Below are 16302 nucleotides of genomic sequence, written 5' to 3' on the forward strand. Positions count from 1 at the left end.
TCTCCTTACAATTCTGCACTTTCTGGTGTGCCTCTGTACAGTGAGTTTACAAAAGAACGTACCCTATCATGACTACCCTCATTAGATAGTAAAATCTTAGCATCTCCTTGAGTTAGGATTTCACCATTTTCTATAAAGACAGCCTTATCTGCAATTTTTCTTGCAAACTCCATTTCATGTGTTACCAAGATCATTGTAATATTCTTCTTCGCAAGATTTACAATAACTTGAAGAACACTTTCAACCATCTCAGGATCTAGTGAAGACGTAGGTTCATCAAATAGAATAACTTCTGGATGAAAAGCAACCGCACGCGCAATTGCCACCCGTTGCTGCTGACCCCCAGATAGGGTAGCAGGGTATTGTGAAACAAATTTCTCAAGACCAACGTCTTTTAAAGCTTGTAGCGCAATTTCTTTAGCTTCTGACTTACTATATTTTCCGTTTAGAATAAGAGGACGATACACATTTTCTAGTACGGTAAAATTTTTAAATAAGTTAAAACTCTGAAAGATCATTGTTGAGTATTGTCTTATCTCTCGAATAGCATTCTTAGACAATTTTGAAGTATCAACTTCTGTATTAGAAATCCGTAATATACCTTGACTGGGCTTTTGAAGTAAATTAATAGTTCTTAGTAGGGTTGTTTTACCAGAACCACTCGGTCCGATAAAAACAGTAACTGAACCTTTTTCAACTTCCAAGTCAATATTTTTCAAAATTTGTTTTTTACCAATTGTTACATCTAGATCTTTCAAACTAATAAGAGTCATGTAAATCCCTCCTATACGGAATTTCTAATTCTTTTTCAAATTGTTTTTGAACCCATGTATATACTACAATCATTATCCAATATAGTAGACCAACTGCTAAATAGGTTTCAAAATAACGAAACGATTCGCCAGCAATCATCTTAGCATTACCAAAAAGCTCTGTTATCCCTAATGTAAAAGCCAAAGATGTTTCTTTCAACAAACTAATAAAGGTATTGCCTGTTGCAGGAAGAGCATTTAGGGTAGCTTGGGGAAGGATTACATGAAGAAACAACTTCCAAGCAGGAATATTCAATGCTTCCCCAGCTTCAATTTGTCCCTTATCAATAGAGTTAATTGCCGCCCTAAATATTTCTGACAAGTAAGCAGCCTCTTTTAACCCAATTCCAATTAAAGCAGCAGTTAATGCCGACATTCCTTTGAAAGCAGGAAATAGTTGAGGCAAACCATAAAAAATAAGGAACAATTGAACAAGCGTTGGCATTCCCCTAAAGAGAGAAATATAAACTTGTGAGATAAATATCAAAACCTTACTTTTAGACAATTGCAACCATGTAATAAATAGTCCAATTAGAATAGCTAAAATCATAGAAATAAGAGCTATAAAAATAGTTACTGGAATATAGGCTGGTAACTTTACAAATAATTCAAAAAAATATTCCCAACTAAAATTCATTAACATTCTCCTTTATTAGATCTTGTAATTCTTTATCATTAACATTCAAAAGAGCTTTTTTATCCAATATCTTAATCATATATATAGTCTTATGATCCGAAAAAAGTTGTTTTTCCGATAAGTAAACAAAGCCCAACTTCTCATAAGCTTTGATAAGCCATGGGTGTTCAAGTGCAGTTCCCAAAGTTATAGCAGGTGCTCTCAATTTCTTAATAACAAATTCGTCAATTACTTCTTCTATAAGCATCCTAGCCAAAGACCTCCCTTGATAATCAGGATGGGTCGCAACCCAACCAAGATGAGGTAAAGCAAAGGGAGAAGGATTTTTAGACCATGGTAATCTTAGAGATGCTGTTGTCACTATCTTTCCATCGGCCTTTTCAGTAAACATGGGTTGCCCTAGCCAATGGTCTTCAACTTCCTCAGAACTAATGGTAGCAGCTTTGAAATGAATTCCTAGCTTTTCATTATTACTATATGCTGTGTGAAAGAGTTCTGTGAGCTGTTCAATCTCTTTTATACTAACTTTCTCCATATCTTACCTTTCTGAAAGTAATTTCTTGATTTCACCCAGTGTTAAAGTTTCTCTTTCTTTTATCTTAAATAGAACATCTAATTTTCCATGACTTAGCTGAGAAGCCTTCTCAAAAATGTCATCTTCTAATAAAGGATTAGCTGGTGAACCTTTAGGATCCTCAACTAAGAATGAGTAAGTCTCCTCTTTAGTAATGATTTCTAAACAAATAGTCCTTTTTTCTGAGCTTGCTTTTAAATCATTTTTTCGTGTAATCAGATTTCGAAACTGATGAAATGCTTGGTCAACAGTGTTTTCAGAGAAATCAGAATAGTCAACCTTACCTTTTATCAAACCCAACCAAGTAATATACTCGATTGAAAATTTTCCCTCGATACCATTTTGAGGAGTACGATGTGTTAAAGCTCTGTCACCATCCTCGGTAAAATGAATAACAAGACTTTCAATTTCTGATAGAGATAGGTTTAGTTCAAAAGCTTTCTGAGCCGCTTCTAAACCTGCTGTTGCTGCTGAGCAGATAGGATAATTCTTAAACCAAAGACCCACTTTTTCTAACTGGCTAGGTTGCAACCAATTCTCTAGAAGTTGCTTACTATCTAATGCCTTACCAATTATAGTTTGACTCCATCCTCTTTTAGACGAAAAAGGATCCGCATACGCACTTAAGCCTGACCTTATTATTTGATAAGCAACCACTGCATTTCTCGCTGCAAAACCCGCATTCAATGGTTTACCATCAGTTCCTTCTTGATATAGAAAACCAGATGCTTGACTTGTGGCCAATGATAATAATTGCGAAAAACAATCGCTCGATAACTGTTTTAAGCTTCCTATTGCTGCTGTTGCTGCCAAAGTCCCAATTGTTGCTGTCGCATGCCAACCTTCTTTGACATGTTGTGGTTGAAATTGTTGCCCCAGTCTACCAGCTAATTCAACTCCTTGAACATAGGACCAGAGAAAATCTTTTAGCTGAACATCATTCTCAGAAACTGCAAGCAAAGCTGAGAAAATGACTGCACTTGGATGTCCTCTATAAGTTACTAAAACATCATCTAAGTCTTCGTAATGTGCTAGATAACCTTGTAATAGAGCTAATCTCTCAGGAGTCGTTGAATACGATGAAAACCAGATTTTTTTCTCTCCTAGCAAACCGAATGATTTAATAAACGCTTGGTTCTTTGTAGTTTCCAAGCCCTTTGATAAACAAGCAAGATAATCAATAAATGCTAGGTAGGCTATCTCAAGTTGTTTTTGATTATGAGTGGAAGGTTTATATCTTTTCAAGAGATGAAAAACTAAATCTTCAGTTACTGTCATATAACTCTCTTCTTTTCTAGAAAAGCAATTAGCTTCTCAATTCCTAATTGAATCGTTTTTAAATCTGATACTAAACTTAATCGGATGTATCCCTTACCAAATTCTCCAAAAGTAGAACCCGGAATCAAAGCTACTTGTTCCTTTGTAAGAAACTCTTCCACAAAAGTAATATCATCTATTGTTTTAGGTAGTTTAATCCAAATGAAAAAAGTTCCTTCTGATTTTATAACATCAATATTATGTTCTTCCAACAGACTTAAAACAAGATCTCGTCTTTCCTTATACAACTTTTGAAGTTGCCCACGTTCCTTCTCTGAATATAAAAGTGCATATGTCGAAGCATCCTGAACCGATCCAAACGTTCCTCCAACAGAAGCCCTAATATAGCCTTTTAGAAGAGAAATAACCTCTTTGTTTCCGACTGCAAAAGCAATCCCAAAGCCCGCCATGTTAAAGGTCTTAGAAAGTGTATAGATTTCTATTCCTACTTCTTTAGCTCCGGGAGCCTGCAGAAAACTAGGAGATTTTCCTGAAAAGCTAATATCCGAATAAGCAAAATCATGAGAAACAACAAGATTATTCTCTTTAGCAAAGGCTACAGTTTCCTTAAAGAATTCGTCATTTGCTCCAGCACCAGTTGGGTTATTGGGATAATTTAAAAAAAGTAATTTTGATTTCTCTAGGATTTCTTTAGGAATAGATGAATATTGAGGTAGAAAATTATTTTCAATAGTTAAAGGGAGAGGATAATTAACGGCTCCAGCCATCTTAATTCCCGCATCATATCCAAAAAATGCTGGATTCGGTGTTAAAACGATATCTTCAGGATTCGCCAGAACCATTGGTAAAGCAGTTAATGCCACAAGCAAACCACTAAATATCATCACTTCGTCATTACTAAGTTCAACATCATACTCAGATTTATAAAAAGAAATAATTGCTTCTTTTAAACTGTCCTTACCTCCATATGGAGGATAGCCCTGATTTTTCACCTTAACTGAAGCCTTTAAAAATTCTTCAACGATGGGTTGAAAGGTCGGTTGATCAGGATTACCTCGTCCTAAGTTAATGACCCTTTTTCCCTCTTTGTTTAATTTTTTTATTTCTCCCTGTTGATGAGATGTAAAATGATTCTGTCTCTGAGACACTCGATAGGGCGCTATTATTTCCATATCTATCCTCTAATTTCTTCTAAAGCTTCCCTGACAATGTGTGCTTCCAAACCTGGGAATACTGATTGAACTCGGCTATCATTTGATTTAGATATATAGTTAGATAATTCATCAAGCTCTTCGTCTGTATCCAAGCCCAGTTCTTTTAATGTCAAAGGTAAACCAATCTTAGCGTGGTAGTCCTCAATCTCCTTACGATAAACTGCCGAAGGCTCCCTTTCAATGATTGTCTGTAGAAGACTTCCTAAAGCAACAGCTTCTCCGTGTGTTTTTATATAATCCGGTTTTACTTTGACATAGCCATTATAAAATGCATGAGCTATAACACTTCTACCATCTTGATCCAATATCCCATCTACAGATGCAGCAACTAAGAAAATCGTATCAAATAAATTGGTCAATGCTAAATCGTCTAGGGCTTCAATGTCAGTCACCTTCAACACTTCACGCCTACAGATTGTAATATACTCTTTTCCTATTTGTGCAGAGACAAGGTTCTCATTTTCCTTGGTAATTTGTCGTCTTATTTCATAAAATTTAGCAAGTGTATCCCCAATGCCCCATAAAAGATATTTTCGTGGTGCTGTCTTTAGAATATCTGGTTCCAACAAGACTAAATCCACCGCTTTTTTATGTCTCACATTAGCTATTTTTTCGTGAGCCTCAGAATAGACAATACTCTTTGTTGTAAGGGCGGCACAGTTTGAAGGAACTGTTTGGACGATAACTGATTTTATCGATAAGTTATCAGTTACAAGTTTTGCTGTGTCTACCAACTGACCATCACCAAAAGCAATTAAAGCATCCGCATCAGTGATAATTTTTTCTATTCTTTCAACTTCTTGGAATGTGCAATATCCCGTGAACAATATTATAGATTTTCAACTAAAAAGCTTTCTGGGAGAAATGGTTTGATAACTTCCAGTACTATCTCGTCTGTCAGAATAATAGATCGATCAATTCCTCTATCCTTCAATAAAGATGGGAGTTGATTCAAAATACCGGCCTTATTTATATATTCTGATAGTCTCATTCTAATAATGCGTTTTACCATCGTTACTCCTTTTTAAAATGATTCAGTAGCGCAAATGCACTTTCAACGAAATAATTCACTGCAACTGGTAAAGCTTCATCTCTAACAATAAAATCATCATGGTGCCAATCAGGAGCATTCTCTTCACCATTTGAACCTACAAAAGCAAAGACCCCAGGAATCTTTTCCTGATAAGCAGCAAAATCCTCTCCTCCTGTTGAAGGAAGTGTTTCAATCACTTCAGCAAACTTTTTGCTATTTTCAAAAATGATTGGTGTCAAGTCTCTATCGTTAAATGTTACATTTGGAGCATTTCCCCAATTGATCTCAACTCTTGCATCAAATTGTTGCGAAACAGCTTTTACGACTTTCTCAAATCTTTCAATTACAGAAAGTCTTACCTCTGGATCAAAGGAACGAATGGTTCCTTCAAAATAACCATTTGCTGGAAGGACATTCCAAGTTGTACCTACATCAATATGAGTAACTGATAAAACAGCTGATTCAAAAGGTGATACCGTACGAGACACGATATTTTGCAAATTATTAATGATTGTCGTAATAACCAAAACAGTATCAACACCAAGGTCTGGACGAGCTGCGTGAGCACTCACTCCATTTACTATTACTTTAAACTGTTCAACCCCTGCCATAATTGCACCTGAGCGTAATCCAATTTGACCTGGTTTTAGATGCGGGTTATTATGGTAACCAATAATAGCTGAAACATTTTCAAGCCCACCAGCTTCAATAACCTTATAACCACCTTGAAAGTTCTCCTCAGCTGGTTGGAATATCAACCTAACTGTCCCATTTAATTCAGCTTCACGCTCTTTCAGTAGTTCTGCTGCACCAAGCAAACTTGTTTGGTGAAAATCATGACCACACGCATGCATAGCACCATTTGAACTAGCATAGTCAAGATTCGTCCTCTCAACAATTGGAAGTGCATCAATATCAGCACGTAAAGCTATAATTGGTAACCCAGATCCAATCTCAGCAATCACACCTGTCTCCAATGGATAATCCAAAGGTTTGATTTCAAGCTCAGATAAATAGTTTTTTATATATTTTGTTGTTTCATATTCTTGCTCAGAAATCTCTGGATGTTCATGAATATAGTGTCTCACTTTAGCTAATTTACTATAAAAAGTATCAGTCATCGGGTTACCTCTCTCGAAAATTTCATAGTCCATATCATAACATTGCATTCTAAACTTGCATAATTGTCATAAATTATGGCTAGCTATAAAAAATATTTATTGCAAATTTTTAATCTATCTATATTTCCTTATAGAATAATGGTTTTATACATTTCTAAATACTCTTATAAAAAGAAAAATGAGAGATGACATTACTAAAACCTATCTACCCATAAATAAAATCTATCACCCACACAAAAAAAATCCATCACAATTGTGATAGGATTTTATTTTTATTCCATTTCAAAGCTTTCGCTCTTGATTTTATCTGGTAAAACGAGAGACAAGAGGATACACAAGATGGCTGGTATCAACCATGGCAATGATGCTCCCGATAATGGAAGGAAGTTAATGATGGCATTAAGTCCTGCAAGTTTGAACTGACTGCCAATTACACTAAGCAAAGCGATAAGTGTCACTACAGTAACTGTAATTTGCATACCAGGTTTAGACAAGGCTACAAACTTATTAGCAATTACAATCATAACAATTGTAATTGTAATTGGGTAAAGAATCAAAAGTACTGGTACTGAGAAAGCAATGATATTATTAAGTCCCAAGTTGGCAATCGCAAATCCAATAAGAGTAAAAACAATAGCATAGGTTTTGTATGAGACTTGTGGGAAGGCCTTATTAAAGAACTCACCGGTCGCCACAATCAAGCCTGCTGTTGTCGTAAAGCACGTCACTGTTACCATAACTGCTAGGAAAATCTGTGAAATCGGACCAAAGATAGCCTGTGTTGCACTCGATAGAACTGCTGCTCCAAGGTTAGCACCTTCTCCCAAAGTTGATGTATCAAGTGGGAAATGGTTACCCAAGAATGCTAGACCTAAGTATAAACCTGAGAACATCAATCCAACCAGAATACCTACAATCCAAATGGTTGAGATGTGCTCTTTTTTAGATTTAAAGCCTAATTGATTGAGGGTTACTACTGCCACCACACTAAAGGCTACCGAAGCCAAGGCATCTAAAGTATTGTACCCTTCCAAGAAACCATTACCAAAAGCTGAGGCTTTATAAGCTTCTGTTGCAGTATGTGTGCTATGACCACCATATTTAAAGGCACCAACTACAATCAAAATAACGATTAATAGGGCAAAAATAGGAGTCAGGATTCGACCAATACTATCTAAAATCTTAGAAGGATTCATTGCAATCCATAAAGCCAAGGCAAAATAAACGGCTGTGAAGGCAAGTAACCATAGACTAGTATGACTATTACCAAGCATTGGTTCAATACCAATTGAAAAAGCTGTTGCTGCTGTCCTTGGGATGGCAAAGAATGGTCCAATAGACAAGTAAAGCACCGACAAGTATAGCAAGGCAAACTTAGGTGAGATTTTTTGAGAAATCTCATGAATATATCCCTTCGGATTTAGAGCCCCAATAATAAGTGTTAGAATTGCAATTCCGACACCAGATAGAACAAAACCGGCAATAGCTGGCCAGAAATGACCTCCAGATTCAAAGCCTAGCTGAGGTGGGAAAGTTAGGTTTCCCGCTCCGAAGAACATACCAAACAGTAAAAGGGCTGTAAGGCCTCCTTTTTTTAACATAAGTTACTCCAATCTAAAACAAAACATGACGTTTCAAAAGGAAACGGCTTGTTCATTAATACTTTTAGTTAACTTAATTAGTATGACATGATTAATTTGGAATTTCAAGCTATTGAAACTTATCCACAAAGGTTTTTAAAATTTCAAATATTCTGTCTGATTGTATGAAAAAACTAGACAAGATTCCTATCTCGTCTCGTTTAACGACTTAAATTATGGGTGACTAACAATTAGTTCAAGATTTCCCTCGATTTCCCAAGCTTGAACATCGCTTGGTAGAATGAAATAACCTCCTTTGGCAATGTCGTAATCTTGCCCGTCTACGTTAAGGCTTCCTTGACCATCAAGCACACTAAACAAACTGTAATCAGCAGTCTTTTCAAAATCAGCCTTACCTGAAATTTCCCATTTGTAAACAGCAAAGAAATCACTTGCCACTAAGAGCGTTGATTTGAGATCATCTACTTTTGTTGTAACTGGGCGACTGTTGGCAGGTTCACCGATAGTAAGCGCGTCGATAGATTTTTCTAGATGGAGATCACGCAAATTGCCTTGGTCATCCTTACGGTCAAAATCATAAACACGATAAAGTCGTATCACTAGATTGTTGTGTTTCAAGAACCATGATACCTGCACCAATAGCATGCATGGTACCACTTGGTACATAGAAGAAATCTCCTGCTTTAACTGGAACCTTGGTCAAGAAATTTTCCCAATCCTTACTTTCAATTTGCTGGCGCAATTCTTCTTTTGATTTAGCATTGTGACCATAAATGATTTCTGCACCTGGTTCAGCGGGAATGATATACCAACACTCTATTTTACCAAGCTCACCTTCATGTTCAAGTCCATAAGCATCATCTGGGTGGACCTGAACTGAAAGCCAATCATTGGCATCCAAAATCTTCGTCAAAAATGGGATATGACAACATTTTAGATATCTTCATCACTGAATATGATAAAGGAAACATTAATGTCGTGACTTATTAGACAAATCACTTGCATTACGGTCTAAGATTTTCTACAATGGTCTCATCATAAAAAAGGAGGTACTATCATGGGTATCGAAGATAAATTGAATCAAGCTAAAGGAGCTCTTAAAGAGGGTGCTGGTAAACTGACTGGCGATAAAAAGACTGAAATCGAAGGTGCGGTTGAAAAAGTTGTAGAAAAAGCAAAAGACGGTATCAAATATGTTAAAGAAGGCGTTGATGATGCGGTTGAAGTCCTTAAAAATAGCTTTAAAAAATAAGACAAAAAAGAAGTTTTCAAGCCATTTGGCAAGAGAACTTCTTTTTTATTTTTTTCTAAACTGAAATTACTTACGAGATCGCTTGCTTCCTTTAAGTGCAAATGATGTTTCATAAGTACAGCTCCTAATGCACCTAATCCCAAGCTACTCACATCACCAGTATCTGGTAAAGTTGATTTATTTACTTGGCTACTTTGTGAACTTTTAGCAGACTGGTTAGCCTTAGAGCTTTTATTTTATTTTTGAACAAGATTAGTTTGTACAACTGAGCTACCCAAAATTAAGCTAGCGACTAGGACTGCCCCAACTTTTTTCCCGTTTTGATGATTTCTTAATGGCATAACGTTCTTGTGTTTGTTTGGTATGTTTGTATGTCATCTATTAAACCTTCTACTTACTTTTGCGATGACTCTATTAAACACTAGAAAACTAGAACAAGGCTTAAAGAAACGTTAATCTTTACTTAAAGTAAAAAAGTCCCCAAAATATTGAGAACTTTCAATCTCTAGGATAGACCAGTCTAAATTTTTCCAAAACAACTTGGCTTTCCTAACTAAAATTCAATCCGGCCTCATGCAACCATTTGCTAAAGAGGTCCTCATGAATCTTTTGCCAGTAAGCTAGGATTCAATCTCCTTTACCTTCTTTGTATGGTCAACGCTAACTTGTTTAAAAGGAAGAACCACAATTTTAGTTGTTTCAATAATACAAACGGCATTTTACTTGGGCAATGGGGCCTAGCTAACTGCAAACAAGTCGACAGGTGAGCTAATTACTGTCTTTTGTCCCATCAAAACCAAATTGTGAGCTAGTCTGTCTCTACTTCAAATATCAAAAATGGTAGGCCAAAAGGGCTCTACCATTCTCATCTTAATACTTAGAATGTTTGTAACCGTAAAAGGCATAAATAGCCGAACCAATTAGCACTGCTATGCCAAAGGCTGACCAGGTTTGCCAACTGTACTGACTCATAAATGAGAGACAGACGATGATGGAAAGGATTGGTAAGACAGGAACAAATGGGACCTTGAACTCATCCTTCTGTGGCAAGCCCTTGTCTTTACGAAGAATGATAAGAGCAATAGCCAAGAGGACCAAATAAGCCAAAGTCGAAATATTAACCAAGGATGCCATATTAGCCAAAGAAAAGATGCCTGATGAGATGGCAGAAAGGACTCCAGTCAAAAGTGTCGCATAATGTGGAACCTTATGGGTCTTTGAAACCTTTTGAAAAGTTTGTGGAAGAAATCCATCACGCGCCAAGCTATAAACCATGCGACTAAGGGCATAGGCCATGGAAATACATACGGTAATCAAGGTCATAATGGCAACTACCGATACATAATTGGCTGCCCAAGACACACCAATATAACGAAGGGCATAAGCTACGGCATCGTCGACATTTAACTTGGTATAGTGGACAACTCCCGTCAAGACTAATGAAACCACTGCATAAAGTGAAGCGACGATAATCAAAGCGAGAACTATACCTCGAGGAACATTCTTTTGTGGTTCCTTAATCTCATCTACTGTCATAGAAATGGATTCAAATCCAAGAAAACCAAAGAACATGAGAGAAGCACCTGCCATAATCCCCGTCTTCCCACCATAAATTTGGCCGAAGCCAAATGGTGCAAAGTTAGCCCAGTTGTCCGGATTCAGATGGAAAAGACCAACTAGGATGAAAACCGCCAAGGCAGAGAACTTAAGCACTACTAGGAGTGAGTTCAAACGAAGGACTTGTTTGGAATCCATGAGGAGAAGAGCCGTCACAAGCACCAAAACCAAGACTGGCAATAGGTCAATATAGGTCCCCTGACTCGGATTAAAAGGGCCACTGATAGCCTTGGGGAGCTGTAGACCAAAGCTTGCCAAGAGCCCCTTGAGGTAGGCTCCCCAACCAGAGGCAACACTAGACACGGCGTTCATGAAAACGATCATTGTAAGCCATCCGCCCATCCAAGCAGGGTACTCACCCCAAGAAGCATAGAGATAACCATAAACACCACCAGCGGATGGATAGCGTGAGGCAAACTCAGCAAAGAAAATCGCCGACATACCCACACAAACGGCTGAAATCAAAACCGAAATAATCAGGGCTGGACCTGCCAAGGTTGATGCCGCGGTACCAGTAATCGTAAAGATTCCTGTCCCAACCATGGCACCGATTCCCAGAAGGACTACATCCCTAAGGGTCAGATGCCGTTTCATCTCGGTTTGAGACAAACCAACATCCTTTTTACGAAAAATACTCATTTTTATACTCCATTTTCTGAGAAATACCGCACTATTATACCATACTGCAAGACAAAAATAGAGCTATTTCTGTGTTTTTATACCTCTATTAATAAAAAACATATCAAGATTAAGATTTCGTAACAAGTATTTTCTAACGTGTGCCCTATATCTATCAAAAACCGACTGCTCAAAACTTTGCTTTAGTTGTCCATTATTCTGCAGTTTTAGTAAATTGGGATCATTTAAATTAGAAAACACTATGGAAAGGTTACCAATTGCGTTTGATTTTTCTAATGAAAGATGTTAGAAAGGTGGCATTAAAAGGAAAAGGGTAACTTTTATGGAAAATAGAGTTCAATTTAAACTTCATAAAGTGAAGATACAATGGGTTACCATTGCCGTGTCTGGTTTGGCATTTTGTGCCTCTTTGATTGGAGTTAGTGTCTCTGCCGACGAGCAGGCAACAAATCCATTAAGCTCAGCTAACACAGCTGAGAGCGTCAGCCAAAATCCAGATCTTGTCGTCACAGAAACAACTGTAGCTACGACAAAAGCTAATCAAGTCGCAACCAATCATACAACTGATTCAACTGCTACTGTTACAGCTGATAAGCAGCCTGTCCATAAAGAAGACCAAGCAAGTAGCACTTACAATTTGGCTAGCATCGAAACAAGAACTGCTACTTCAAATTCAGAAGTAGCTAGCTCAGCTACTGACGTAAACAGTCAAGTACCAGAATCTGTTGAAACTGCTGTCGTTTCTGGTGGTCATTTCAAGAGCGATGCTGATGGCAACTGGTACTATCTCAAAGACGGGAAAAATCTGACTGGTGCTCAAAACGTTGACCATTTCGACCTTTATTTCCACGAGAATGGCAAGTAGGCCAAGGGGGAAATTGTCACTGAAAATGGACAATTTTTCTACTATGACCAGGACAATGGACGTAAGGTAACAAATACTTCTATCAACATCGATGGTCAAACCTATAATGCAGATGCCCAAGGACGTTTAACACCTGTTCTTCCTGAAACTAACAAACGCAACCAGTTTATCGAAGATAATAACCACAACTGGTATTACCTTGGAAAAGATGGCAAACCCGTCACTGGTGCTCAGAACATTGATGGCATTAACCTCTACTTCCACGAAGATGGTAGACAAGCTAAAAACGAAATCATCACTATTGATGGTGATAGCTACTATTTCGATAAAGACAATGGGCGTCGTGTAACAGGTCGACAAGCTCTTGACAACGTCAACCATAAATACTTTGGTTTTTACTACTTCGACAAAGATGGCAAGATGGTCAAAGATGACTTCGTCACCGAGAATGGCGATCTTTACTACTTTGATGCTACTGGCAATCAACCTAATTTTGTCTTTGTTTCAGATAAAGCTGGTCATTGGTATTACATGAGGTACTTCAAGGCAACTAAAGGTTTCTCAGCCCCATTTGGTTTTGATGCCGAATTCCTAGACCGTAGCCCGTAGCCAATCCGGACTATAAGACATGCGTGCATAACCTGAACGGCCAACAGTATTACTTTGATACTAAGACTGGTATCATGGTAACCAATCGCTATGTTTCTGACGATCAGGGGAATTGGTATTACTTTGGCAAAGATGGTAGAGCGCTTCACGGTTTTCAAACAGTGGACGGTAACCTTCATTACTTCAATGATAGTGGCCAACAAGTCAAAGGTGACTTTCTTTACTACAATAACGATATTTACTATTTCGATAAGGATAATGGAAATCCAGTAACTAACCAATTCGTTAATAGAGATGATGCTTGGTACTATTTCGAAGCTGATGGTAAAGAGCCGTCTCTGGTTTCCAAACCATTAACGGACAGAACCTATGTTTCCACGAATATGGCGTTCAAGCCAAGGGACAATTGGTTACTGTTGACGGCAAAACCTACTACTTCGATCCAAATACAGGTGACAAGTGGGTTAATCGTTCACTTACCTTAAACGGTACGGTCTATAACTTTGACAATAATGGTGTGGTAACCACTAAAGCTGACCAAACCACACATCAAAACCAATTTGTTAAGGGTACCGATCAAGAATGGTACTACTACGATGCTAACGGCAAAAAGGTCACTGGTTTCCAAACCATTAACAAGGACCTCTACTACTTTAACAATAAAGGCGCCAACAAGTTCGAGGAGGTATTTTCAACCTAGGTGAAAACTACTACGTCGCCAACAAAGATACTGGTGCTACCCTTCGTAATGCCTTTTATCACGATACATCAACTGGCCCTTATGGCAACTTCTCTGAAAATATCTATTACGCTGGCAATGACGGTGCCTTCAAGACAGGCTGGTTAGAAGTCAACGGTAACCGATACTACGCTAGCGACTATTCTGATGACGACACCCCCAAAGGAAACCTTTACACAGGAGTCATCAGTTCACAACTCTTTAGTCCAGATGGGAAACTCTTGACAAACGGTCTCTAGCCTGAATTCAAGCGTACTGGTGAAAATGCTTATGAGCTTGAGGGTGTCTATGTCACAGATACTAACGGTAATATCAAAGAAGGTCCTTATCAGTATGATGGTAAGGTTATTGGGTCTAAATATAGTAGCATCCGCCAATCACAATGGTCAACTTTTGACGAATGGAACATTCTTAATGGACACCTCTACCACTTCGACTCAATGCCAATGACCTTCACAGCCCCAAATGGCCAAAAAGTGACCACAAACGTTGCCATTACAACAACTAACAAAGCCCTTACCTATCGAGGTGTGACCTTTAATTTTGATGCCAAGGGTATTGATGCGACAAAAGAAAAAGCCATCCACTTTGACCAATTGCAAACGGATCCTAGCGGTACAAGTTATCTCTATGAAAATGGTCAAAAAGTCACTGGTTTGAAGACCTTTGATGGCGTCAGTTACTATTTCTATGAAGATGGTCGTCAAGCCAAAGGAACAGAGGCTACAATTAACGGTAAAACTTACCAATTTGACCAATTGACTGGTATCATGACACGCAACGCCTTTTCAAAATCATACAATTATGAAGGCTCTCCACGCTATCCATACTACCCAACACGCTACTATGGCAACGACGGAGCTGCTCTTACCGATTGGCAAACCATCGACGGCAAAGACTACTACTTCCTAGCTAGTGGCAACCTTGAAACAGGACGTTTTGTCATAGGATACAGAGCCTACAATACTGATGACAATGGCGTAGTTGCTGACCGCAAGGGTGAACCTGCCTATCGCAATCGTATTCTCTACGATAAGGGTGACAACTATTACTACAATGACAAAAGTGAGAAAGTTACCGGCTTCCAAGAATTTGACGGAAAAGTCCTCTACTTCGACGCTGAAGGCAAACAAGTCCTCGGACGCTTTGTCACAGTTGATAACTACACCTATTATTTCGACCCTAAAACAGGGGAAAGATACACTAACCGCTCTGTCCTCATCGATGGTAAAATCTATACCTTCGATAAAGATGGACATGTGGTGTCTTAAGATGAGATGAAACCAAGACTTATGTCTTGGTTTTTTTGACACCAAAATGATAGGCTAGGAGGACTCTAGTATTGTACTGACCCCAAAAAGTTAGACAACTAATTTATCCAAAGGATTTAGTTCTGTATTACACAGGACTAAGTCCTTTTAATTTTACCTTAATGCGTTTGTTGTTGTAATAATCAATATAGTCTACAATAGCTTGTTCCAATTGCTCAAGTGAGTGAAACGTCTTCTCGTAACCATAAAACATCTCAGACTTAAGAATGCCAAATAAGGACTCCATCATACCATTTGTCTGGACTATTTCCCTTACGTGACATTGACGGTTGGATCCCTTTATCCTCTAAAAATTGATGATAATACTGATGTTGGTATTGCCAACCTTGGTCGCTATGGGAAATTGTATTTTCATAATATTCTCTGTTATAATCACAATATATCAAGGAGGAATTAAAGAACATGAATAAGAAATTACATGCTATTATTGGGTCTTAGTGCTGCAATTTTAGCACTTGGGCTATCATCTTCTGCACTTGCAGATGAACAATAATTGCCAGTAAGTCTTCCCGCTAAAGAGGCTCTTGATAACACTTCTTTTGAAAACCTAGTTGTTGAAAACATCCCTGCTTCAGCCGTTGATGTTAATCTAGCAAACGAATCCGCAAACACAGTTACTACTGCTAATCCTGCCACTGAAGTTAACTCAGCGACCACTGCTGTCCTTAATGAGGAAGTAACTGCACCTGCACCAGTAATTGAAAATGCAACCCCTGTAAATCTTGAAGAATCAAGTCCAGTTGTATACACACCAACAGTTGATGAGCGTGTGTCAGAAGTTCGTATTCATCATATCCGTCGAACAACCGAAGCAAGTTACTCACAATTCAGCTTTCAAACAGATGTGCTTTACGCAACGATTTAAACTCCTGCTTTCACTGAATACGACAAAGCTGCTTTTGCGCCAGCAACCGTTACCGATGAAAATGGAAAAACATGGTATTTTGCTAAATACGATGACATGGTGCTTAACAACAAGA

At 38.1% G+C, this 16302-nt stretch carries 16 protein-coding genes and 5 pseudogenes; 9 read left to right on the plus strand and 12 right to left on the minus strand.

Annotation, left to right across the window (positions count from 1 at the left end):
• Positions 1-5: 5 nt before the first annotated feature.
• The 10 genes and pseudogenes from E3C75_RS09215 to manA form a co-directional block, all read right to left on the minus strand.
• Positions 6-773, minus strand: coding sequence for an amino acid ABC transporter ATP-binding protein (locus tag E3C75_RS09215; RefSeq protein ID WP_084828928.1), 768 nt, complete (start codon positions 771-773; stop codon positions 6-8).
• Positions 760-1449 (minus strand): amino acid ABC transporter permease, encoded by a 690-nt coding sequence (locus E3C75_RS09220; RefSeq protein WP_162173405.1) that lies wholly within the window; start codon positions 1447-1449, stop codon positions 760-762. Before E3C75_RS09220 ends, E3C75_RS09215 begins: the two co-directional genes overlap by 14 nt.
• Positions 1439-1984 carry a GNAT family N-acetyltransferase gene (locus E3C75_RS09225; RefSeq protein WP_002953238.1) on the minus strand — a complete coding sequence of 182 codons (546 nt, stop codon included), beginning with the start codon at positions 1982-1984 and terminating at the stop codon, positions 1439-1441. Before E3C75_RS09225 ends, E3C75_RS09220 begins: the two co-directional genes overlap by 11 nt.
• Before the next feature lie 3 nt (positions 1985-1987).
• Positions 1988-3301, minus strand: a complete 1314-nt coding sequence (locus E3C75_RS09230) for an MmgE/PrpD family protein (RefSeq protein WP_084828929.1) — start codon at positions 3299-3301, stop codon at positions 1988-1990.
• Positions 3298-4473 (minus strand): aminotransferase class I/II-fold pyridoxal phosphate-dependent enzyme, encoded by a 1176-nt coding sequence (locus E3C75_RS09235; RefSeq protein ID WP_023909783.1) that lies wholly within the window; start codon positions 4471-4473, stop codon positions 3298-3300. Before E3C75_RS09235 ends, E3C75_RS09230 begins: the two co-directional genes overlap by 4 nt.
• Positions 4474-4475: 2 nt before the next feature.
• Positions 4476-5342, minus strand: coding sequence for an iron-containing alcohol dehydrogenase (locus E3C75_RS09240; RefSeq protein ID WP_227972276.1), 867 nt, complete (start codon positions 5340-5342; stop codon positions 4476-4478).
• Positions 5343-5344: 2 nt separating this feature from the next.
• Positions 5345-5527 carry a hypothetical protein gene (locus E3C75_RS11780; protein ID WP_002953250.1) on the minus strand — a complete coding sequence of 61 codons (183 nt, stop codon included), beginning with the start codon at positions 5525-5527 and terminating at the stop codon, positions 5345-5347.
• Between the two features lie 2 nt (positions 5528-5529).
• Complete coding sequence (locus E3C75_RS09245; protein ID WP_084828930.1) at positions 5530-6669, minus strand: M20 peptidase aminoacylase family protein; 1140 nt, start codon at positions 6667-6669, stop codon at positions 5530-5532.
• A gap of 272 nt (positions 6670-6941) precedes the next feature.
• The gene (brnQ, locus tag E3C75_RS09250; protein ID WP_100273711.1) at positions 6942-8270 is read right to left on the minus strand and encodes a branched-chain amino acid transport system II carrier protein; all 1329 of its coding nucleotides are present in this window, start codon (positions 8268-8270) and stop codon (positions 6942-6944) included.
• Between the two features lie 213 nt (positions 8271-8483).
• Positions 8484-9189 (minus strand): annotated as a pseudogene (gene manA, locus E3C75_RS09255) (mannose-6-phosphate isomerase, class I); the annotation flags it as partial.
• On the opposite strand from manA, the pseudogene E3C75_RS12155 reads away from it, so the two are divergent.
• Positions 9183-9260, plus strand: a pseudogene (locus E3C75_RS12155) (DUF421 domain-containing protein); the annotation flags it as partial. The pseudogenes manA and E3C75_RS12155 sit on opposite strands and share 7 nt — an antisense overlap.
• A gap of 67 nt (positions 9261-9327) precedes the next feature.
• A complete protein-coding gene (locus E3C75_RS09265) occupies positions 9328-9522 on the plus strand; it encodes a CsbD family protein (RefSeq protein WP_014608492.1) in 195 nt (64 codons plus the stop codon).
• Between the two features lie 870 nt (positions 9523-10392).
• Here E3C75_RS09265 and E3C75_RS09270 read toward each other — a convergent pair.
• A complete protein-coding gene (locus E3C75_RS09270; RefSeq protein ID WP_022097091.1) occupies positions 10393-11778 on the minus strand; it encodes an amino acid permease in 1386 nt (461 codons plus the stop codon).
• A gap of 322 nt (positions 11779-12100) precedes the next feature.
• Here E3C75_RS09270 and E3C75_RS11790 point away from each other — a divergent pair, with 322 nt between their 5' ends.
• From E3C75_RS11790 to E3C75_RS11820, 6 genes and pseudogenes are all read left to right on the plus strand, one after another.
• Positions 12101-12643, plus strand: coding sequence for a hypothetical protein (locus E3C75_RS11790; RefSeq protein ID WP_223899664.1), 543 nt, complete (start codon positions 12101-12103; stop codon positions 12641-12643).
• A gap of 168 nt (positions 12644-12811) precedes the next feature.
• Positions 12812-13252, plus strand: a complete 441-nt coding sequence (locus E3C75_RS12160; RefSeq protein ID WP_228024413.1) for a hypothetical protein — start codon at positions 12812-12814, stop codon at positions 13250-13252.
• Positions 13253-13326: 74 nt separating this feature from the next.
• Positions 13327-13557, plus strand: a pseudogene (locus E3C75_RS11805) (hypothetical protein); the annotation flags it as partial.
• A 47-nt stretch (positions 13558-13604) separates the two neighbouring features.
• A pseudogene (locus E3C75_RS11810) lies at positions 13605-13664 on the plus strand (hypothetical protein); the annotation flags it as partial.
• 105 nt (positions 13665-13769) lie between these two features.
• Positions 13770-13952 carry a hypothetical protein gene (locus E3C75_RS11815; protein ID WP_223899663.1) on the plus strand — a complete coding sequence of 61 codons (183 nt, stop codon included), beginning with the start codon at positions 13770-13772 and terminating at the stop codon, positions 13950-13952.
• 485 nt (positions 13953-14437) lie between these two features.
• Positions 14438-15262 carry a hypothetical protein gene (locus tag E3C75_RS11820; RefSeq protein ID WP_223899662.1) on the plus strand — a complete coding sequence of 275 codons (825 nt, stop codon included), beginning with the start codon at positions 14438-14440 and terminating at the stop codon, positions 15260-15262.
• Positions 15263-15389: 127 nt separating this feature from the next.
• Here E3C75_RS11820 and E3C75_RS09280 read toward each other — a convergent pair.
• A pseudogene (locus tag E3C75_RS09280) lies at positions 15390-15678 on the minus strand (IS3 family transposase); the annotation flags it as partial.
• A 137-nt stretch (positions 15679-15815) separates the two neighbouring features.
• Here E3C75_RS09280 and E3C75_RS11825 point away from each other — a divergent pair.
• Positions 15816-16187, plus strand: a complete 372-nt coding sequence (locus E3C75_RS11825; protein ID WP_111679646.1) for a hypothetical protein — start codon at positions 15816-15818, stop codon at positions 16185-16187.
• Positions 16188-16302: the final 115 nt, after the last annotated feature.

Source organism: Streptococcus thermophilus (genome assembly GCF_010120595.1).
Classification (GTDB): Bacteria; Bacillota; Bacilli; order Lactobacillales; family Streptococcaceae; genus Streptococcus; species Streptococcus thermophilus.